Origin of the sequence: Candidatus Pantoea communis (genome assembly GCF_011752685.1) — a bacterium.
GTDB lineage: Bacteria > Pseudomonadota > Gammaproteobacteria > Enterobacterales > Enterobacteriaceae > Pantoea > Pantoea communis.
On the sequence record NZ_VWXC01000020.1, the window covers coordinates 56,211 to 77,284 of the forward strand.

The 21,074-nt window shown below is 60.2% G+C and carries 17 protein-coding genes; 2 read left to right on the forward strand and 15 right to left on the reverse strand.

Annotated features, from left to right (window positions below):
* Positions 1-36 precede the first annotated feature (36 nt).
* Together F3J37_RS21860 and F3J37_RS21865 are read left to right on the forward strand one after the other, a co-directional pair.
* Positions 37-510, forward strand: a complete 474-nt coding sequence (locus F3J37_RS21860) for a DUF1330 domain-containing protein (RefSeq protein ID WP_166935765.1) — start codon at positions 37-39, stop codon at positions 508-510.
* The gene (locus tag F3J37_RS21865; protein ID WP_205299022.1) at positions 494-1,414 is read left to right on the forward strand and encodes an alpha/beta fold hydrolase; all 921 of its coding nucleotides are present in this window, start codon (positions 494-496) and stop codon (positions 1,412-1,414) included. The genes F3J37_RS21860 and F3J37_RS21865 overlap by 17 nt, the downstream gene beginning before the upstream one ends.
* Positions 1,415-1,479: 65 nt before the next feature.
* On the opposite strand, the gene F3J37_RS21870 is transcribed toward F3J37_RS21865, so the two are convergent.
* From F3J37_RS21870 to F3J37_RS21940, 15 genes are all read right to left on the reverse strand, one after another.
* Positions 1,480-1,683, reverse strand: coding sequence for an Hha/YmoA family nucleoid-associated regulatory protein (locus F3J37_RS21870; protein WP_166935767.1), 204 nt, complete (start codon positions 1,681-1,683; stop codon positions 1,480-1,482).
* An 86-nt stretch (positions 1,684-1,769) separates the two neighbouring features.
* Positions 1,770-2,189: a hypothetical protein gene (locus F3J37_RS21875; RefSeq protein ID WP_166935768.1), complete on the reverse strand. Its 420-nt coding sequence runs from the start codon at positions 2,187-2,189 to the stop codon at positions 1,770-1,772.
* A gap of 796 nt (positions 2,190-2,985) precedes the next feature.
* Positions 2,986-3,789, reverse strand: coding sequence for a DsbA family protein (locus F3J37_RS21880; protein ID WP_166935770.1), 804 nt, complete (start codon positions 3,787-3,789; stop codon positions 2,986-2,988).
* 68 nt (positions 3,790-3,857) lie between these two features.
* Positions 3,858-9,560: a MobF family relaxase gene (gene mobF / locus F3J37_RS21885; RefSeq protein WP_166935772.1), complete on the reverse strand. Its 5,703-nt coding sequence runs from the start codon at positions 9,558-9,560 to the stop codon at positions 3,858-3,860.
* The gene (gene traD, locus F3J37_RS21890) at positions 9,557-12,190 is read right to left on the reverse strand and encodes a type IV conjugative transfer system coupling protein TraD (RefSeq protein ID WP_166935774.1); all 2,634 of its coding nucleotides are present in this window, start codon (positions 12,188-12,190) and stop codon (positions 9,557-9,559) included. The genes mobF and traD overlap by 4 nt, the downstream gene beginning before the upstream one ends.
* Positions 12,191-12,289: 99 nt before the next feature.
* Positions 12,290-12,649, reverse strand: a complete 360-nt coding sequence (locus F3J37_RS21895) for a hypothetical protein (RefSeq protein ID WP_166935776.1) — start codon at positions 12,647-12,649, stop codon at positions 12,290-12,292.
* Positions 12,650-13,000: 351 nt separating this feature from the next.
* Positions 13,001-13,300 (reverse strand): hypothetical protein, encoded by a 300-nt coding sequence (locus F3J37_RS21900; RefSeq protein ID WP_166935778.1) that lies wholly within the window; start codon positions 13,298-13,300, stop codon positions 13,001-13,003.
* A gap of 26 nt (positions 13,301-13,326) precedes the next feature.
* Positions 13,327-14,058 carry a complement resistance protein TraT gene (traT, locus tag F3J37_RS21905; protein WP_100701704.1) on the reverse strand — a complete coding sequence of 244 codons (732 nt, stop codon included), beginning with the start codon at positions 14,056-14,058 and terminating at the stop codon, positions 13,327-13,329.
* A gap of 128 nt (positions 14,059-14,186) precedes the next feature.
* Entirely contained in the window at positions 14,187-14,747 is a 561-nt protein-coding gene (locus F3J37_RS21910) for a hypothetical protein (protein WP_166935780.1), read from the reverse strand.
* A gap of 18 nt (positions 14,748-14,765) precedes the next feature.
* Positions 14,766-17,957 (reverse strand): conjugal transfer mating-pair stabilization protein TraG, encoded by a 3,192-nt coding sequence (gene traG, locus F3J37_RS21915; RefSeq protein WP_166935782.1) that lies wholly within the window; start codon positions 17,955-17,957, stop codon positions 14,766-14,768.
* A complete protein-coding gene (gene traH / locus F3J37_RS21920; RefSeq protein ID WP_166935784.1) occupies positions 17,950-19,317 on the reverse strand; it encodes a conjugal transfer pilus assembly protein TraH in 1,368 nt (455 codons plus the stop codon). The genes traG and traH overlap by 8 nt, the downstream gene beginning before the upstream one ends.
* A 65-nt stretch (positions 19,318-19,382) precedes the next feature.
* On the reverse strand, positions 19,383-19,898 hold the full coding sequence (locus tag F3J37_RS21925; RefSeq protein WP_166935786.1) for an ATP-binding protein: 516 nt from the start codon (positions 19,896-19,898) through the stop codon (positions 19,383-19,385).
* An 11-nt stretch (positions 19,899-19,909) separates the two neighbouring features.
* Positions 19,910-20,212 carry a hypothetical protein gene (locus F3J37_RS21930; RefSeq protein WP_166935788.1) on the reverse strand — a complete coding sequence of 101 codons (303 nt, stop codon included), beginning with the start codon at positions 20,210-20,212 and terminating at the stop codon, positions 19,910-19,912.
* 32 nt (positions 20,213-20,244) lie between these two features.
* Positions 20,245-20,868, reverse strand: coding sequence for an F-type conjugal transfer protein TrbB (trbB, locus tag F3J37_RS21935; protein ID WP_166935790.1), 624 nt, complete (start codon positions 20,866-20,868; stop codon positions 20,245-20,247).
* A complete protein-coding gene (locus F3J37_RS21940) occupies positions 20,858-21,070 on the reverse strand; it encodes a hypothetical protein (protein ID WP_166935792.1) in 213 nt (70 codons plus the stop codon). The genes trbB and F3J37_RS21940 overlap by 11 nt, the downstream gene beginning before the upstream one ends.
* Positions 21,071-21,074: the final 4 nt, after the last annotated feature.

The window sequence follows — 21,074 nt, forward strand, 5'->3', positions numbered from 1 at the left end:
GGATCACTTACTGAAAGACGAAAGAGTGCAAAACCAATGACTTCTTTGTCTGCATACGCTCGCTACCTGGAACCCACGCAGGAATCAGGACATGCGCTGAGCAAGCGTGGAATACAGGGCAGCATTATTATGCTGAATATATTGCGATTCCGCGAAATCGCCAATTATTCCGCCAGCCCGGAGTTGGCGCCGGAGGATCCTGTCAGCGGTGCCGACGCTTTTTATCGCTATGTTCACCACGCGCTTCCCTTCCTCCATCAAAGCGGGGGAGAACTTTTATTTCTCGGATCGGGCGGCTCTTTCCTTATAGGTCCGGACCAGGAGCGCTGGGATTTAATCATGATGGTCCGCCAGAGCAGCGTTCAGTCTTTTTTCGCTTTAGCGAACAACAAAGATTATCTTGCTGGCATTGGACACAGGACGACTGCACTTGAAGACTCACGCCTTCTACCTCTAACTCCTTTTGATGATCCCGGATTTAAGAAGGGACAAAATGATGGTATCCGTTGAGTCAAACGGCATTACCCTGAGCTACGAAAGTTTTGGGTACGGAGATGCCGGGTCAATCCTTTTGATATCTGGTCTCGGGTCTCAAATGCTCCGATGGCCAGAAGTATTCTGCGAAAGTTTAGTGGCAAAGGGGTTTCGGGTCATTAGGTTTGATAATCGCGATGCAGGTTATTCGACACACTTTACGAACTCCCCAACACCAGATTTTTCAGCTCTGGCGAACGCAGTCATGGCTGGCCGGACGCCGGCCGTGCCATACACGCTCTTCGACATGGCAGAAGATGCGATGGGACTGCTCAACGCTCTGAAAATAGACAAGGCACACGTCGTTGGAAGATCAATGGGCGGAATGATTGCTCAACTGTTGTGCAGTGAACATCCGGAACGCATGTTGTCTTTGACGTCCATCATGTCCAGTACGGGAAATCCGAATCTTCCCTCTGCGGCCCCGGACATCCTGGACATGTTAACGAAACCTGCACCTCATCCTTTGAAGGATGAGGCCGGCTTTCTGGCACACAGCCTGGCTTTTGCAAAGCGCATCTCCAGTCCGGATTACCCTTTCAATGAAGAAGCACATAGGGTTCTGGTTCTGGAAGAAACCAGGCGTGCCTTTGATCCGACTGCACTGGGAAGGCAGATTGCCGCTATAGCTGCAACCGGGGATATACGTTCAAGGCTTACGCGGATAGTAGCGCCGACTTTGGTGGTGCATGGAGTTGATGATCCACTGATACCTCTGGACTGTGGCAGGGATACAGCCGCATCCATAGCCGGAGCTGAATTCATGCCTGTCGAGGGCATGGGTCACGATTTTCCCAGCGCATTGTATCAAACCGTATCGGATGCGATTGACAGGACTGCGCGCAGATGGCACTCGGAAAGGCGTACGCCTCCTAAATGATCAGACCGTTACAGCTCGTATCAGTTTCAGGATAGCCGCCCTGTAAGGGCGGCGTCAGATGGGAACTACTTTACGTACTGCCAGACGTGCTTTGGTATGCGGTCAAACAGTTTGCCTGCGGCGAGTTCGGCCTTTCGATGGTCATAAGCCGACGTCATCGCAAATTCTTCATCGGGGTTACCGGTGTAGCTAAGGTGCTCGAAAACCTTCTCCAGCGTTTCCAAGTTCTGGTATCGCCGAAACTTCAGAAGCCATTCGGTACGGTTCATCCACATTCCATAGGTTAATTAAGCGTCAGCGAAGGGACCGGATAATGAGGTAATCCGGAAATAAACTGGCAATAAACTGATTTACTTTACTTTTTCGATAAGCAGCGTCTGTACTCAGCGGTAAATAATTCAACAGCCGCCGCGGAAAACATCAGCTGACTGCCGTAAGATTTGACCGCCAACGGCAGGGCAATGCCCCGGAGAAGTTTTCCGGAACTGGCGGCCTGCCAGAGCGCCAGGGGCGCGATACCGGCATGACGGGCAAATGCTTCCAGTGACATGAGCGGCTCACCGGCATCCGGAACCGGAGGTTCAGATGAACGCATCTGCCACTGCTTTAGGAAGGCGACAGCCTCATCCTGAAGGAACATTACGGCAGCGCCGCGCACCTGACGACGTCGAGGGAGATTAAAGCCTGCCAGCATCCCGTCCGTGCACGTTGCCTGCAGCAGGTCGCCAGGCCGGATGCCGAGCATCTCGGCAAAGAGATCCAGTCGAATATACATGTCTTACCTCTTTCTGGTGTATGTAAGGCAGTCCATCGCGGGTCCCGGGCATAAATGCTGCGGTGACTGAGAATAATCCTGGAGGGAGAGTATAGATGCCACAGGTGGAACCGCCAGACCAGCACGTGAATGTCACACAACGTAACAAGACTTCAGTTGTTAGGCAGACAGCACAAGCCGTAAACAACGCCAGCACACAGCAGGGGGCGCAAAGTACTACGAGGTGCAAGGCAGGTGGACCCGCCATAATCCCTGCTTAAAATTTCGTCGTCCATTGTTTAAATTACTGTGGCTGAATATTCAAATCAGCTACGAATACTCCCGCCTCTTCAGTTAATAACTCATTGATATTTAGTTTATTTTAAGAATAAATATCACCACGGCGGTAGGAGCCAAATCCGTACAAGTAAAACATTGCAGTATGGCTGGTAAAGACTGCCTATCAGGAGGGTGATTGTTGTGCTGGATGTCTCCGTCCCGATTGCGACCCTGACGTGAGTACACAGTCGTCGCAGGTATTTGCACGATGTGGAGTGCCGAAGTAATAAATACTACGTTTTGAGTGAGCGTGAAGAAGCCTCCAGAAAGCCCGCACTTATACGACGACGGGCAAAGCGGTCAGGCTGAGGCGTACCGCAGCGGTGCGAGGAAAGAACAGCCTGAGCGGCATGGGCGTCATGAAGTAAAGGTTCTGGCGGAACTGCCGATACTTATCATACGGCCGGCGACTCCACTCGCCGGACCGCTTTGATGAATCCATTTTCCCGGCCCTAAGCCGGGATTTTTTTGCTTAGGGTTAATGAGCCTTGCCGGATGCACGTTTAATCGCCTGCTGCAGCACCTGTTCACTGACCACGCCCGGGATGAAGGTGGTGTTGTCTGCCGTGGCATTTTCAGCCGGCATCACGATAATGCCCGGCGTACCCGTCAGCCCCAGCATCTCCGCCAGCGCGTCGTTGTTTTCGATCAGACGATCGGAGGCGGCACTGTCATCTCCTGAAGCATCCCCTGCACCGGCGGCCGCAGCCACCTTCTCAATGTCTTCCGCCGTCAGCTTGCCTTCGTTGTGGCCGGTACGGTAAATCCCGTTGTGGTACTCCATATAGGCATCCGCGCCCTGCTTCCTGTAAATACCCAGCCCGCGGTGCGAGGCCTGCGTTGATTCCGGATAGCGGGCGGCAAAAATGGTCCAGTCGCGGAAGGCAAAGCGAACACCGGCGTTAGCGGCCATCACTTTTTCCATCACCGGCGCCATCATGCTGCAGGCGATGCATTCATAGTCAAAGAACTCAGTCACAATGACCTTCGAATCCCCCGGCCCTTTAACCGGCACGCCACCTAGCTGCATCAGCAGACGGTGCGCCTTCAGCGCGGACTGCACGTAAGCCTGCTGCGGCTGCGCCTGCTGGCGCGCCTGCAGCTTTTTGCTCACCTCAATCAGTACGTCGGGGTGCGCCACCAGGTAGTCGGCTGCAATTTCGCCGATGCGGGCCTGCTGTGCCGGGGTAAAGTCTGGAATCTCCGCCGCATTTGATGCTGCTGAGGGCAAAGCGGTGCTCATGGCCAGCGCAAGGGCGGCCATCTTCAGGGTATGTTTCATGATTAATCTCGTATGCCTGCGTTGTGCAGGTTGAAAGTGAGGCGGTCGCACAGGGCGTGCCGCAGTCATTAACGTTCTTTCTGGATATGGCGGGTGATCTCTGGCGCCGGCAGCTCCCTGTCCGGCTCGCGCCCGCGCGGTTCCGGGGGAAGCGTAATTTGGCTCTGCCGTTCGATTTCGCGGGCAACATCTGCCAGCGCTGAAGCCCGAATATCCGGTTGCGCAGTTTTATCTGCGGTACGCGCGGGGGTAAGTTCTTCCTGAATCCGGCGGATCACGCTAGCCGGGACCGCACCGTCACTGCCGGCGGTAGCGGTTAACCTGATGCTCTCCGGTATGCCACCGGCTGACAGCGCACTGAGCACTGCGCGTAAGGCCGCATCCGCGGACACTTCCGGCGTGTCCGATAAAGCCTTAGAGGCCTGACGGATAAGCGCGCTATAGTCCGGCGAAGATTCGCCCGGCAGGCGTGGCAGCTTCTCCTGCATAACCTCTGCCACGCGTGCAACAAGCTGCGCGGTGAGCGCTATCTTATCCATTCCGTCATGGGAAGGGGGCGCGACTGGCAGACTGATTTTATCCATCAGGCCCCCGTTGCTGACAGACCTTAGCGCTTCACGCAGGGCATCCCGCTCATCCTGGTGTTTCTCTGTGCGCGGCAGAACGATAAGCATTTCCTGAAGCTCTGCTTTGACCAGGCCCAACAGCGTCGAATCCGTACGGCGCAATTGATCTGGCTGACCACCCGCCACCTTCAGCAGCTGCACGGACGGCGGCTGCCGCCCTTTAACGAGCAGAACCCCTGACTCCGGCTTTTCTCGCGCGGCCGTGAGCCCCTGCGCGAGGTCGCTGACCAGCAAAACCTCGCCATTGCGGCTTTTCTGCAGCATGGATGCCTGCGCGCCTTCCGTGGTCAGCTGGCGCGCAGGGCCCGGCGTGATGGTGCCCTTTCCGTGATGCAGCGGAACCAGCGTGACCCCGGCAGCCTTGCCGTTCGCATCATAAGCCGGCAGCGCCAGGTGCGGCTCCGGATACTTACGCGTGGGCGGGATGATGCGCGCCGAGATCGGCATCCCGCCGAGCCCGTTACCGTTGAGAAAGGCACGGCCGATGGCGGTTTTCCCCACCGGCTGCCCCATCGCCCAGATGGCCCTGGCCTGTTTACGCTCCGCCTCCGGCGACAGGGCATCATGGGCGGTTTTGAAGCCTTTTTCCTCCCGGACCAGCGCCTCTTTCCAGCGCTGAACGTTGTCGGTGTAAACCTGCACGTGCTCTTTCGCCCTCGACAGGCTGATATAAAACGCGCGCATGCCGCTCATCACGCCGCGCCGGCCCGTCGCACTTTCCAGCGCGATAACAAAGCGGCTGCTCGCCGCCTGCGCGCCGTGGCCGGTCACGGCCCACGCGTAATCAATGTGGCGGTCCGCCTGCGTGTCGCCGGGCGATATCACCTTTTCACCCGCGGCGCCCTGCAGCACGACCTCACCGTTGTCGCGCAGCGCCGAAACCCGGTACTGATCGTGCGCCGCGTGGCCCGCCTGCCGCTGGGTTTTGTTCATGCGGATGCTGTCGCCGGTGCGCAGCTCCAGCGTTTCCTTGCGGAAAACCTCAATTTCAGTGGCGTTCAGTTCGGCCGGCGAGTAGTAACGCATCCGCCCGTCCTCGTCCCGCAGCAGCACGTTCTGCGTGCCGCGGTCCACGCCGGTGACGCTCAGGTAGCGATCGCCGCTCAGCACCACCTGACCGGCCTGCCACGACTCAATGCGGTTAAAGTCGTGGCGTCCGCCGCTGATGCGCTCCAGCACCGGTACGGTAACGGGTTTTTCGCCCAGCTCCTTCGCCTCCACCATGGCCTGGTGAATGCCGGCGTTCACCGCGCGCCGGTCGTCGTTGAGCGACACCACGATAAGCGTCTCCGACCGCGCGGCGGGCGTGCGGCTCATGTAATCGGCCACGATAAAATCAATGACGCCGGGTGCCTGCCCGCCGTCGGGGCCGGGCAGCGGCTGACCGCTCTCATCTTTCGGCGGCGGCGGGACCTCCGTCACCGATCGCGCAGGCGCCTGCGCCCCCGCCTGCCGCGGCACCACCGACGGCGATACGCGGTCGATCTTCTCCAGCGCCGCGGCGGCCTTGTTCTCGATGACGCTGTACACCGCGCCGCGCAGGTCGTCGCTGAGCTGGCGCTTAATTTCCTTCATCACCGCGACGTCGATCGGGCTGCGCTCCTGCAGCAGGCGGAACGGGGCGCCGCTTTCCGGCGACTCAAGCTGGGCAACGTCACCCACCATCACCGCCCGGCCGTTGCCTGCCGCGATGGCGCGCAGCGCCTCCGCCGTGTCCTGGTTGCCGAGCATGGAGGCCTCGTCGATCAGGAACAGCGTGTTGGCATAGCTGACCTTTTCGCCCGCGGCGGTGCGCTGCTGCCAGTCAACGAGGAAAGACTTCATGGTCTGGCCCTCGATGCCGATGCTGCGCATCTCTTTGACCGCACGGTGCGTGGGACCTAAACCTCTGACGGCCGGGCGCACGCTATCCGGCAGTGTGTCGATCGCGGTCTTCACGGCATCGAACTGGGTGGTTTTCCCCACCCCCGCATAGCCCTGCACCGCGGTGAAGCGGTCGGTGCTCTGCAGAATAAGCCCGGAGGCCGCGCGCTGGCCGGCGGTAAGGCTGGCAGACAGCACGGTGGAGGGATCTGCCAGCAGGGGCGTCTGCGTGTTTTTACCCGCCTCCACCTCCCGGATGATGGCCTTCTCCATTTCCCACGTGGCGCGGGCCACGTAGCGCACCTCGCCGCCGTAGAGCACCTTAATCAGGTCGCCCGCCTGCTCCAGCCGGGTGATTTCGCCGCGGACCCCCTGCAGACTGCCGAGGAACTCCGCCGCCTTTTCGGTAAGCTGTGCAAACGGAAACGCCACCTCGCGCATGTTGGCCACCGCGCGCGACACCGCCTTCTGCGCGTCATGCTGCAGACCGGCCTTCAGCGCGTCTATCGCCTCACCGGCCTCTTCGCGTCCGCCGAGCTGGCGGACCAGCTCCAGGGCCGTGCGGTTGCCGCGCAGGCGGCCGAGCTTCTCTTCCGCGCGGCTCAGCGCCTCGCCGGTGTAGATTTCGGCCTGGCTTCCGGACTGCGACAGCGCGTTCATCATGTTGGCGGACAGGTCACGGGCGCCGAGCGAGGCCAGAACCGTACCGGACTCCGCGTCCCGGCTGCCCGGCGCGCTGACGTAGTCGTGGGAGACGTACAGCGGCGCGTCCGCGCTGAGACGAAGGGGGCGCTTCTGGCCTGCGCGCTGTACCGTGAGCACGCCGCTTTCCACCGCCGTGACCGTCAGGCGATCGCGCGCTTTCAGCCCCGCCTCTTTATCAGCCGCCAGCGCGAACAGCTGCTCGCCCTGCGCCACGCTCAGGGTTTCGCGCGTGAACAGGCGCCAGTCGCCGTTCAGGGACGCCATCTTCACCCGGCTCAGCACGCCGTCGCCGTCAATCAGGGACAGCATGCGCGTGTCCGCATGCACGCGGTCGATGACGTAGTGGCGCGTTTCCTCCTTCTCCGTGCGGTCTTCCAGCACCATCCCCGGACGGTACGTGCCCGGAAGCCGGCGCGCTTTTGCCGTGGCAAACACCGGCGTGCGCGCCTCAATGTCCACCGTGTCGCGCCCGAGCTTGCCGGCGTTCTGCAGCGCGTCGCGGATCACGCCGGTGAGCTGCTGCTGCTCGCGGACTCCCACCACCACGGCGGTGACCGGAGTCTCACCTCCGCTGAGTTCCGCGTAGCGGTCGGCCAGCACCTGATAGCGCTCGCGCTTATCCTGAATGCTCAGCACCTGTGCAGACATCTCCGCCGCCGGCGTGGTCAGCGTCAGGCGCTCCGCGCCCGCTGAGGCCAGTACGGAGAGGGCGTTTGCATTTGACTGCCGGCCGGCGCTGTCCAGAAACAGCAGCTGCGCGTTCTTCTCCCGCGCCTCGCCGGTCAGTACCAGCATCTCTTTGAGGCCGAGCTTTTCCGCCCCTTCGACGATGAGCGTGCTCTGCACCCCGAGGCTGAACGTGCTGTCCAGCACGCGGCTGCGCGACAGCAGGTCGTTCTTCAGCAGCGGGGATTTGCCCAGGCTCAGGGCGCGCTCCGCGGAGCTGGTCAGCACCTTCACGTCACGGCCCTGTTCTCGTGACATTGTCACCAGCTCCTCGGTGGTTTCGCGCAGCCGCTGCAGGGAAGCGGGCGCATTCAGGATAGCCACCGGCGCCCGGGCGGCTTTTTCCAGATGCGGCGCCGGCGTTTTAGAAAACACGCGCAGGTTCGCGACCTTATTTTCCTTCAGGATGTCGGCCGTCAGCGACTGCACGGAGAGTTCATCGAGCAGATGAATGTGCGAGGTAAACACGCCTTTCTCCCCGTCCAGCGGCGTCAGCAGGTCTTCACCGATGGCCTGGTCGATGGCCCGGCGCAGCTCAGGCAGCGCCTGCTGTGTCTCCCCCGCCTCATGGGCGGTGAGCAGCAGATCTCCGTAGGTAAACCGGGTCCGGCTGTCGCTCAGCACCGAAATCGCGGTGCGCACCGCGTCCATGGCTTCCGTTAAGGCGGGTTCGGCTTCTCCCGGGGCGGGAAGCCGGGCTTCGCGGACCTTTGCCTCGCTGATGACGGCGCCGATATCAAAACCGACGTCGTCCATCTGACGCTGCCAGCGCTCCTGCAGGCGCGCCCGGCCGTCAGCGGTTTCGGGCTTCACGATCGGCGCTTCGTTATCCTGCATTGCCGGCGAAGCGGACGATGCAGGCTCCGCGTTCAGCATCGCTTTATCCTGTACGGACGGCGCTGAGGTCCCTTCCCCTGCGGTCGCTGGCGCATTCTCCGCTGCCGCTGCTGAGCGGTCCGGAACCGGTAGATCCCTCGCCGGGGACAGCTCAGGCTGCGGGCGGACAGGCGCGGGCTCCTCGCCGCCGTAACGACTGATATCCTGCTTGCGCTGGCGGGTATCGAGCGCCGCCACGTCGCGGCTTTTCAGCGAAGCGCCTTCACCCGCGCCCGCCACAATCTCACGATGCCGTGACGAAAACTCTTCAATTACCTCACGTGAGAAACCTTTTACTTCCCACAAATCATGGCGTCCGCCGGTCAGCTCTGTTTCATAACCCAGGCTCTCCGTTTTCCCCTTCATCAGATTGCGGTAAATTTTTCCAAAAGTGACCTGATGCCGGTAGACCGTTTCAATGAATCCCGCGCCGTGAATAGCATCGGTGGCCAGTGCCTTCCACTTGCCGTCCAGCTCCGTGACGTTGGCCATGACGACGTGGGTATGCACGTCAGGATCGAGATTCCGAGACGTATCATGCGTGAAAAGCGCAGCCACCATTTTGCCGGTTGTCGCTATGCGGGTAACGCCCTCCTTTGTATCCCGCGCGCTGACCGTCTGCTCCATGATGACCATGGTTTCACGGACGGACTGAAGATGGGCATCAAGAAGGCGTTTATCTCCGCCGGCAAGGATAAGCATCGAGATGCTTTTGGGCGCCGAAAAGGTAAAGTCGTGGCCCGGGCGGTGCACGTGCGCGCCCTGCACCTCTTTACCGAGCTTCACGCCGTTCGGCAGGCTGCCGTGCAGAATGCCCGTGAACGTATCGAGGTCAACCGGCCCCTCAAGGCCCAGCTCCCGCGCGCCCTCGCCCAGCCACTGCGTGGGCATGTCATCCAGGAAGTAATAGTTATCTTTGCTGCTGTAATAGCCGGCAGCGTCGGCGGCGGAGGCCACCGGAGCAACGGTCATCATCGTTCATACCCTCCCGGGTCAAGGCTGTCACTCATCTCCTGGTACGCCTCGTAGTCGTCGCGGTGTCGCAGGATGTTCTTTTCGTCGTCGGCCATGCGCGCGTTGGCATCGCCGCGCTGAGCGGCACGCTCGTCCTCGCGCTGCTGTTCGGTTTTCCGCGGGCTGATGTGCCGCACGGTAAGGCGGCCGCCGTCCTCTTTTTCTATCTGCATGTGCAGCTCCGGGGCTTCCCCCTGCGCCGCCCCCTCCTGCGGAGCGGCCTCCCCGGCGGCGCCTTCACCGCCTTCCGGTACGCCGGCTCGATGCTTACGGCGTGCCAGCATCTCGAGCGCGCTCGGACCGGCTGGTTTTGACTTCATGACGGGGCGTATTACGGGACGTATTGCAGCGACCGGCGGCACTTCAGCAGGGGAGGACGCCGTAACCGGTACCGGCCGGGGGACTGGCGTTTCGGCTGATGCATCAGAAGCGGGCGGATTTGCCAGCGGGGGCTCTGCGGCCACCCTGTTCACCGGTGCCGGCACCAGGCGCAGCGGGGACGGACGCACGCTGGAGGCAGGCGGCGTCTCACTGACTGACTCTGATGCAGGCGGTACGGTAATATCGGGTGCAGCGGTAGCGGGCACTGCAGGCTGGTCTGGGACCACGGACAGCCTCGCCTCTCGTACTGCAGCCGGTTCCGGTTTCATCGCGGGGGCGCCAGTTATTGCCGGCGCGGCAGACGATGAGGCAGATGCAGGTTCAACCGGTGCGGGCTCGGGGTTGCGGTCATCCTCCTCCATCAGCTCCTCTCCGGTCGGGAACGTAATGTCCGCCGCCCGGGCGCTGCGCTCGTTGCTCTCAATGATGCGCTCGAGCTCCGGGCTCAGCCGGTCGCGGAAGTCGCGATCCATCAGCGCAGGGTGATACTTCTTCTGTTTCCGGTACTTCAGGCTCAGCTTCACCACCGGATATTCGCCCGGCAGGCGCACGTAAAAGCGCAGGTTGGGCATCTTCATAATCTGGTCGTAGTCCACGGTGGGCTCGTTGACCTTGTCCTTACTGATGGAGATACCGTCACGCACCTGGTCAAGGCCGTAGCTGTTCTGCTCGCGCGCCTCGCGCCGGCGCTGATGTCCCAGCTCCTCTTCCACCATTTTGGCCACCTCTGCGCTCGGCGAGCGACCGTAGGCACGGGTGTTGAGCAGGTCAAAGATGGCCTTGGCCATTTCGCGGCCGTAGATGTGCACCAGCTGCGGGATGTTCTGGATCCCCAGCACGAAGCAGCCGCCGAACTTGCGCGCTTCGGCCAGCGTTTCGTTGAACTCCGGTATCTTCTGCAGGCTGGCTATCTCATCGCCGATGAACCACACGCGGCGTTCGCTGTTTTCCCCCATGCTCTGCAGCAGCAGCGTGGCCAGCGACAGCCACATCGATATCAGCGGGCGCACCGCCTTGCGGTGGCGGGCCGTGGTGGAGATAAACAGCCAGCTGCTGTCGTACTGCGCATCGGTCATCCACTCGCGGATGCTGAACTCCGGCTTGCCTTCCTTATCCAGCCCCTGCAGGTAGCGCAGCGACTTGGCGTAGTTGGTCAGCACCGAGCGGATGGAGATGGCGGTTTTCTCGATTTTCTCCTCGACCAGGTTGGCCGACGGGGTGTTTTTCAGAAACTCGCGCAGGCTTTTCAGGTCGATGGAGAGGCAGGTCTTCAGGAACGTCTCGATGCTGCGGTCGGGTCGTGAAGCAAACTGCATGGCCGTGTCGCTGAAGATGGTGCGCGATGAGGACACCCAGAACGGGTCAGAATCGCCCTCGACCGGCATCAGCGCGGCCGTCATGTTCTCGTAGTCCACCACGTCCTGCGCCTCGCGCCACAGCACCCAGTTTTCACAGCGCTTGTCGTGCGCGTTCAGAATTTTATCCACGCGCTCGTCGTAGTGCGTTTCGATAAAGGTTCCGCCGGAGTCGTAAACAATCGCGCGGTCGCCGCGCCGGCGGATGTAGTCCAGCAGCCAGCGGATGAGCGTGGACTTGCCCACGCCGATGGTGCCGTGGATCAGAAAGTTCATGACCTCGGCGTTCTTCACCATGTTCAGGCCGCCTATCTGCAGGTCGGACTTCTCGCCGGCCTTTTTCAGCAGCCGGTTGACCTCCTTCGGCTTATCAGTGAGCGTCATGCCGGAGATAAACTCGTCCTCGCTTTCCTTCTTACCGATACGGCCCACGTACCAGGCAATGAGGCACCAGAGCAGGCTGGCGGTTATGCCGCACGTGGTCGCGATAAAGCGCAGGTTCGCCAGAAACTGGCGGCCCATCTCCTGCATCCACGGGTTGGCCAGCAGCTGCGCCGGGGTGAGTTTAATGCTGCACAGCCGCGCGCCCGTTCCGCAGTGCCAGAGGATGTCCCACGTGGCTTCTGCCGCACGCTGGGACAGGCCCAGCAGCGAATGAGTGGGCCACGCCGCCCAGTACCAGAAGCCGTTACGCAGCACGTCATCGGGCGTGGTCAGCCAGAACAGCGCGCCGGTGGCCACCACGAACAGCAGCAGCATCCAGTGGAATATCCAGTTGCTGACCTGGGCAAACATGCGCAGCCGGTAGGCCGTCATCTGGCCACCCTGCGTCAGGTATTTAGGGGTAAAACTCATGGGAAACTCCGGAAAGCGCGCAGGCGCAGCCCGCCCTGAAGTCCGGGCAGGCTGTGGCAGAAGGAGACAGTGGCTGAGGGGCCGCTCGGGCCCCGGAGATTACTTCAGGGTGCCCGTTACCGCAGGGCGGCTCAGAAACTTACGGCGCTGCAGCCAGACGCCGGCCATCAGGGGAAGGCCGCAGGTAAAGCACAGCAGGTTCCAGCAAACAATCGTGAGGGACGAGAGCACGCCGCCCGCTGTCAGGACCAGCAGTACCAGCAGCGCGGTGATGATGCCCGGAGGCACCATATCGTTCTGTACCATGCGGGAAGCGAGATCGAACGCAAACAGATGGCTTTCGGTCATGATGGTTTTGACGATATCAGTCCCGAACTGCCACAGCACGACCGCGCTCCAGGCAAAAAACAGCGTAAACCAGACAATAAGGGTGCGTGCCGCACCGGTGAACGTGAGCATGGGAATATCCTTCAGTGAGTTAAGAACAGGGGGTTAAGTACAGCTGTTACAACGCGATCCCCGGCGCGCTCCTGGCGCAGCAAACCGCACGCGGAGCGTGATAAAGAAAACGTCAGGGAAATCAGAGCCACGCTTCCGCTACCCCGTGCACCGGGGAGGAAGCTTAAAAAGGCGTCCCGTGAGGGAGGAGGGGCAGCACCCGTGGTGGTGGTGATGCTGCCCCCGATGTCCGGTGCCCGGGGGGCACAGACGGGGGTCGGCAGGCACCCCCGTTGTCAGGAGAGATTGTTATTTCCCCTTAAGGCGCCTGCCGCCGGTTTTAAGGCCGGTGAATAAGTAATACCAGGGAATTCAGCGTTCTGCAAGCTGCCATACGCGTCTGATAGCGGCAATCAGCGCAGCGGCAATGGCTACCCCGCACGCGCTCATACTCAGCACGTACAGGAACACCCCTGCGAGGATAAACCGGCAGAAATCACCGGAACTGGCCGCCCGCGGCGCGGCGTCAAAATGCCTGAGCCCGTCCACAAAGTGTCCCGGCAGCCAGCTGTCGGTGACGTCCACAAGCAGCACGGTAAATACGGCGCCCGCGAGCATGATGTTCAGGGCCCCGGGCAGCGAGGCTGCCAGCCGGACGATATCTCTGCGCATAAGGCCTCCTGGCATTACCCGGTCGGTTACATGATGCCGGCAACGGATTTCGCCAGCTGCGCTTCCAGCACCGGCTTCGCCTCTTCAAACTTCAGGTTGACCTTGTTAGCGTTGGAGACCACGCGGGTCTGGTACTTCATGCGGTCGCCCGCTTCGCTGCTGGTCTGTACTTTCACACCCGAGGTGCCCTGACGCAGCGCCGCGACGTTATCCGTGGTCACGGTGGCCTTGCTGCGTTCGGAAATCTGCAGATCGGTCACCATCGTAAAGTTAACGTCCTCCACCATCGCATCCGCTGCCATACCGGCCAGTCCGGCTGCCAGACCTACGCCGAGAATAGCGCCGCCTGAAGAGCTGTTGTAGGCGGTGATGCCGGCGCCCAGCGCGGCGCCAGTAGCAGCACCCTCATAGCCGGTCGACAGGAATCCCTGCGCCTGGCGTAAATCCATCTTCTCGGCCTTTAAAACATTCGCCTGAATCCAGTAGTAAGCGGCATCCGGATTAGCCGTCACAGTGTAGCCCTTGGCGCGCAGGTCCTGCGCCAGCAGCGGCTCCAGGTCGCTCATGTCCTTGTCGGAAGTGTTGCGCACCTGCAGGTATACGGTTTTCTGACTGGACGGCTCCAGCCAGACGGTCTGGCTCATCTGGGTTTTGACGTCAAGGTTGCGTTTTTTGATGGCGGTGCTCATGGCACCACAGCCGGAAAGCATCAGAGAGGCGGCAGCAATCGCTGCCACGAAGGCATGGCGGTATTTCATGGACATATCCTTGTTTGAAAGAAAAAACGGGACAGGCGCGCCCCGGGGCACGCTGTTTTAATCAGGGATTTTGAGAGAAACCCTTCCGTCAGAGTGCCGGAAGGGGTATCGGCGGGAGCCGCGAGAACTTAAATTTTTTTAACGAGTTTAGCGAATTTACTAATCGCGCCGGCGATACCGTAGCGAGTTAACTCTGAGCTGATAATGGCCTGCATAATTAAGTAACTAATTAAAAGAAAAAATGGCGCGGCATAAAATAATTGCGGGAGCAGAGCTGATGAAACAGCAAATAAACCATTGGCCACGATCATTACTTTACATGTGTTTTTATAGGTCCTACTTAACTTCTGCACCAGTATCGACTGCATTCTCACTTGTATTGGCAAGGAGGTTAAAAGCATGAAAGGAGTGTACATCATAGCCATAATTGCAATTGACAGAAGTAAAGTAAATCCGCCAAATGCTAGTGTAAGACCCTGATAATGAATGATAGGATTGACCCACACATCATCTGGAGGAACAAAGCTAAAAATGATGTGCGCGAGCGACAATGCATAAAGGGACAAACACGACAAAGGAAAAATGGCACTCAGTTTAATTGCATCGAATGCAGAAGGAACTAAATTCTCCCCAGATGCAAATTTTCCAAATAAAAAATCTGCATCTTTCTTAATATCTTCATACATCATCGCTAGCATCCTCCTTACTTACCCGGCACGCCGCCTAAGCTCTTTTATTTTTCTGTCAAAATCTTCCCCCAGATTATCTCTGGGTTTCTGACCTTGTTCATTTAGCTCTTTATCATGACCAGCTTTGAAACTCCCTTTAGCTAAATCATTCTCATGTCTGAGTATATCACTGGATGCCTGAACAGTGGTTTTATTTTCAGCGATTTTACCGTCGTTTTCCCTGACAGTTTCCATCAGGCCAGATCTTTGTGCTGCAACCTTGTTGGCCACATTAGTTTCAATGCCAGCACCCGACGCCTTCTCACCCACGCGTACTGAACCACTCCGGAAATCATCGCTCATAGCCTGTGAAGGCGCATCTGCCGGAACGGTGAGATTACGCTCATTACGTGGAATGTTTGCCTCCGAAGCGCTTACTCTGGCTGATCTATCTGTCTCCGGTTGCCCGGTTGAATTCGCCACCGTAAGTATGGCCCCTCCACTGACTGGCCCCTGTGACTCGCCTCCTTCTGCTATACGACTGCCTGACGGAATGCTATGACTGACCAGGCCCGGAGCACCTGAAGAGCTTTCCTGACGCTGCTCACGTACGCTGCCGTTGCTGACATTACCGGTGTATTCACCTGCCGGAACGCCGGAACCTGCCCCGAGTGAACCGCCCGGCATCGGGCTGTTACCGCTCTGAAGTGTGCCCGGCGCGTCCAGGGAACGGGTCGGCTGCAGAGGCTGGCTGTTCACCTGGTCTGTACGCGCACCGTAGTTGCGCATAATTTCCGGCTCAAGCCGCTCGTGCATAAACTCGGTGGCTGCACCCTGCGCGCTGCGCACGTTGGTCAGGATGTTCTGCGCGTCGCTGCCATACTTCGCCGTGGTCCAGTCCACAAACTCCTGGTTGTAGTTGGCGTCCAGGCTCGCACTCTGCGTCTGCGACAGCGTGGCCATGCGGCTGAACTCCTGGCTGCGCGTGCTGCTTTCGGTGTACTGATGGTACTGGCTTTTCGCATCGTTGAGCGTCGCTGCAAACTGCTGAGCCTGCGAGTTAGACTGATTGTCGGTGTGGCTGCCGGACTCGCTCAGGCGGGTCGACGTCACCATATCCATGCCCTGACGGAAGTCGCGCGCCTCCTGGCTGCTCTGGTCATGACGGTTGTCACGGCCCTCTGCGTGATTGTCCTGCGTGCCGTGCGAGCTACCAGTTGTATGGCGAAGATCGGCACTGATGTTTCCCTCACCTCCAGCGCTGAGTCCCGTGGCCCATTTGCCAAGCTTACCTGCCAGTTGATCGCCGGAGTCAAATTTAACGTAACCCTTAACGCCTGTACCCGCGCTGCCCTGACTGGTGATATCCATCAGCTGGTTATACGCCTGCTGTTCAGAAACGTTGTGCGACTTCGCATAGCTTTCCACCGCAGACTGCATTTTGCTGACGCCACGGCTCACGCTCGTTGCCACGCTGCTGTCGCTGCCCTGCGTCACGCTGTCGCTGTTGCCGCTCTGCTGCGTCAGCTGGTTCATCTGCTGGAAGCCGCTGGTCACGCTGTGGTTATAGCCATCGAGCGAACTCTGCGCCTGCTGCTGCGCCTGACGCGCCTGCTCGGAGAATCCGCTGCTGGCAAGCGAGCTCAGCCGCATGCTCACCGGCAGGTTGGATATCGCCTGGCTGGTATCCACTACCGTGTGGCCGTCCGCCGTCTGCGTCATCATGGCATTATTGCCGGTCTGGATGCTCTGTGCACCCGATCGGCGGGTCATGTTGGTGTCAAACTTGTTGGCGTTAACGTTATCCATCGACATGTTGTTGAACGACCAGTTGCCGTCGGCGGTTGTTGAAGCCTGCCCGCCGGTGGCAAACGCCGCCGAACTCATCACGCTGCCCACGGCCTGCGAAGCCACCGACGCCGCACCCTTGGTCAGGAAGAACGCCAGCACCGGAATGGACATACTCAGATAGCCCGCGATGTTGGCCGCGTCCGAGTGCTGCAGCGCTACCTGGTCCTGATTGGCCAGCACCAGCGGCGTCGCCCCGGTTTTGGTCTGCAGATAGAAGTTGGCCAGCGAGTTAAGGATGGCGAACATCACCGGCCACATCGTGAAGTAAATGAACCCGCCCGCGTACAGCTTCAGCGTTTTCAGCCCGAAGATATCGTGATTCACCAGCGCCAGCGCAATCACCAGCGGGAACAGCGCAATCAGGACCAGCATCATCAGGGACTGGAACATCGGCAGCGTGCGTGCGGCAATCACCCCGCCCGCGCCCCAGCTGATGCGCTGCTTGGTCAGGCTCGACTCGGTCGCGAGGTTCAGCAGGTTGGCGGTATCGGACGACCGGGCCGCAAAGCCTTTCCACCCGTCTCGGATGGCCGCGTTGGTGATGTTGTTGCGCATGATCTGCGAGGCGCTGAGCCCGCCCGCGTAAAAGAAGTTGTAACTCTCGTCCATCGCGTTGCCGAGCAGGGTATCCCCGCTCACGCGGTTGCCGAAGACGCGCGTGGCCAGCGCGTGCCACGTCGTACCGCCGATGCGCACGTCCGCCCCGATGAGATTTTTGATCACCGCCGCTGCCTGCTGGCAGGTGATAAACTGACGACCGCTGCCGGTGTCCTGATACAGGCCGCGCAGCGGGCTCGGATTGTCGGTAATCAGCGTCAGCGGATCGGTGCTGTTGAGCAGCTGCGACACGGTATACTTGTTGTTAAGCAGGATGTCGCCCACCACGCAGTTCTCGACGTAGTCGGTCAGCATCTGCGACAGCTGCGGGTTCTGCGAGCGGAAGTCCGTGGTCTGCGCCACGATCTGTGAGCCGAACAGCATGCCGGACTTCGTGTAGGTCAGTGAGTCCGGTCGCGAGAAGCTGTACTCATAGAGGCGCGCCACCCCGAACTCCGTGGATGTGGACAGCCCGGCAATAAAGGCAAGCCCTGCCGGCACGTTGTCCACCTCGTACACCGCCGCCGGGTCCGTGACGTCAACTATCTGCACGCTGCGCTTGGGCACAAGCAGTACCGACGTTATCACGAAGAAGATGGCCAGCCACTGCAAAAATACCATCGGGTTGCGCGATTTGATAAAGCTGAACATCACGCCCAGTACGCCAAACAGCCCGACGATACGCTTCAGCGTGTCATACGTATCGCTGCCGATGACGGTAACGACGCCGTTGCACACCTGCCGCCACATGTCACCGCCGTAAATGGTCCAGACCTCAGTCATTGCCGGTACCCCACTGATAGTTGCCCTGATAGGATGTTGAGATAATGGTCGACACCTGCTGTTGCAGGTACTGCATGTTGCGATCGATGCCGTCCAGCGCGTTCTGGTCGGCGGTCGACTGCAGCTTCATCTGCGCCAGCAGGGAGGTCGCGGCCTGCACGTTGTTGCGCAGCTCGCCGGCGGCCTGCTCCGGGAAGTTTTTACCCGCCAGCGACTGACTCGCCTGCTTCACCAGCTCCTGCAGGTACTGGATCATCATGTCCTGCGCGATGAAGTCTGCGACCTGAATCAGGTAGGTCGGGCTCATGCCCATGCTGCGTGAGTTGGTCAGGTACTTGAGCACCGGCACCGAGGTGGTGTTGATAAAGCCCTTTTCCCTGTCTGACAGGCCGGTGTCGGCGCTGAGCTTGCTGTCGATGGAAATCATGATGTTGCGCACCTGGGTGACCAGCGCCACGTCGCTGCTGACCGTGACGTCTGCGGGCATGGGCCCGAGGCACAGGTCCTGCTCGTCGCAGCTGTATATTTTTGCGGTACCGCCGCGCATCAGGACGTTGATGATGTCGCGGTTATCGACCAGCGGGGTCAGGATGGTGACCTGCCCGTCCTTGTTGAAGATGATGGAGCCCACCACGCTCATCACCAGCTCCTTCAGCTGCCGGTTGCCGTCAAACAGGTGGTTGCGGCCCAGCGCGTCCCAGATGAGGTTTTTGTTCTTCAGCACCTGGTCCTTTTGCGCATCGGAAGCCTTACTGGTGACACTGTCACCCTGCCCGCCCACCGTGCAGCCCTGACGGGAGGCCGCCCAGTCAGAAAAGATGTTGCTCTCGCCGGCGATGTCCTGGCAGATTTTCTGGTTGGACACCTGCGATACCGGCCAGAGGCCGCCGATAATGCCCTGTGCCGCCTGACAGGAGCTCATGTTCATGGAGTTCACGTCCGAGGCGAGCTTCTGCAGGAAGTCTTTGGCCTGCTTGAGCTCCGGTACCATGGTCTGAAGGGCAAGGTCGAAGGCATAGCCGGCGGCGTTGCTCATAATCTGTTTGACGAACCGCTGCAGCTCGGCGCCGTTGATAAAGGAAAACGCCCCGAGGTAGGCGTCGATGCCGCCGCAGCCGGCGTTCAGCGAGGGGACCTGCATCGAGATAAGCTGCACCTGCTTGACGGGGTTGCGCAGGTAAACCGAACCGCCGGTGATGTACCCCGCGGCCTGCCCCTGCCACGCCTGCGCTTTCGAAACGTTGCCGTCAAAGCCGAGGCTGCCAAAGTAGCCGTTAAGGTCGCCCTGCACGTCGGCCAGCGCCGGGCTGCTGATGGCCATCGCCGTGGCGGCGGCCAGAAGGAACTGCCTGAGTTTCATGTGTCAGAACTCCGTAGCGGGCAGAGGTTGAGCTGCCCGCGCTGAATGAGATAAACAGCCTGCGGTTATTTCGCCTGATGCAACGTCACGACATGGCGTTCGCGGCTGGCGTAACGAAACTCAGCGATCGCCGTGAAGGCATCCGGGGAAACGGTCAGATCGTCATGCCGTTGCGGACTGCCCGGAACAAGGGATTCCTGTGAGAAGATAAACAGGCTGACGCCCTGCTCCCGGAGTTCGCGGAGCAGCGTGCTGAACGCGTGGCTGGCATGCTGCGGAAAAAAGCCATCGAGGATGAGGACCTTCTTTCTGCTGGCGGCCAGCCGCGCGATGATGTCTGCCTGCTCCGCTTTAAACGCCTCCGGCGACAGCAACTCATAGCTGAAAAAATCAGCCTTAAGCTGTGTGGCCACACAGCGTGCAACGGTCGTCTTGCCGGCGCCGGTCTCGCCCTGCACGTAAACGTGCCCTTTCCGCTTGCGCCAGAGTCTGGCCAGCACGCTTGCGTGTTCTTCCACGCTCAGCTGAAGCATTTTTTCCGTGGTCAGTGTGAAAACAGGGGGATGCATGTTGTTTTCCATTTCAGTCCGTCTCAGTGGGGGTGCGTGTTGCCGGGGTGGTAAGGGCCGCGTTCATCCATAAATCCGTGCCGGCGCAGCGTGATGCTGACCAGCGCGCCGCAGCCAAAGCCGCCGGCCAGGGCAAACAGAAACAGCAGCGGATAAAGCTGCAGCCCGCTCAGCAGCAGCGCATCGGTGCCGTAAGCGATGCCTGCAGGCAGGCCCGTCAGGTCGCAGGCAAGCCAGGCGTAAATCCCGGCCGCCGCCAGCATTGAGGCGCAGACGAGCAGAAGCGCCGTCTCGGTTCGCGAGAGCGATAAAGGGTGTTCCGTCATGATTTTTTCCGTATGCGGCAGGGCCGCGTGCTTTACTGCGGGGTCAGCGAGGCGCTGCTCGGTACCGGCCCCAGCGTATCGGGCGGCAGGTGATCAATGTCCGCCTCGATCATCTGTGCGAGGCGCTGGCTGAGGGTGCTCATGTCCGTATCGCCCTGATAGAGCGGGTAGGCCATGTTGGTGTTAACGTTAACCATAAAGGTGGTCGGCGTGGCGATGGGCAGCCCGTTGCCGAAGAACGTCAGAATTTCGCCGGCGATAGGCTCGTTCGGCCCGGCCTTGCGCGGAATGAGCGCCACCGGGAAGGACGTGTCGCCGTAGCCGTCCAGCGTGTACGGATACACCTTCACGCCCGCTTCATCCGCCCATGCTCTGAGCTTCGGATCGAACTTCGCACTGTACTGGCAGCCGCGCTGCATAAACACCACCACCGCATAGTCGTTGAGGTTCACGCGCCGGCCGTCGGTCAGCGTCATCAGGTTCGGCGGCCTGGCAGGGGCGGTGCGCACCGGTGCGGCACCGGGCAGGCCGAAGTCGGGCAGCTGCGCGCCCTGCAGCCCCTTTGCCTGCTCCAGCGCCGCGATGTCATCGGCCACGGAGGCCTGTGCCAGCACTGGCAGCAGCACCGCAGCCGCCAGCAAGACCTTAAGCCTCATGATGACCTCCGGGCCCGCGGCGCGCGCGGCGGTGCGCCATGAATTCCGTGACAATGCCCAGCGCCATCAGGGCAAAACACGCCACCGACACGACGATCAGCACGTCATAGGTCAGGCTCACGGAGTAAGCCAGCAGCTGGCGCACGCAGTTGAGGATGATGCCCGCCATAAACAGCGTGACAATAAGGGGGAGTCTGTTCATTACG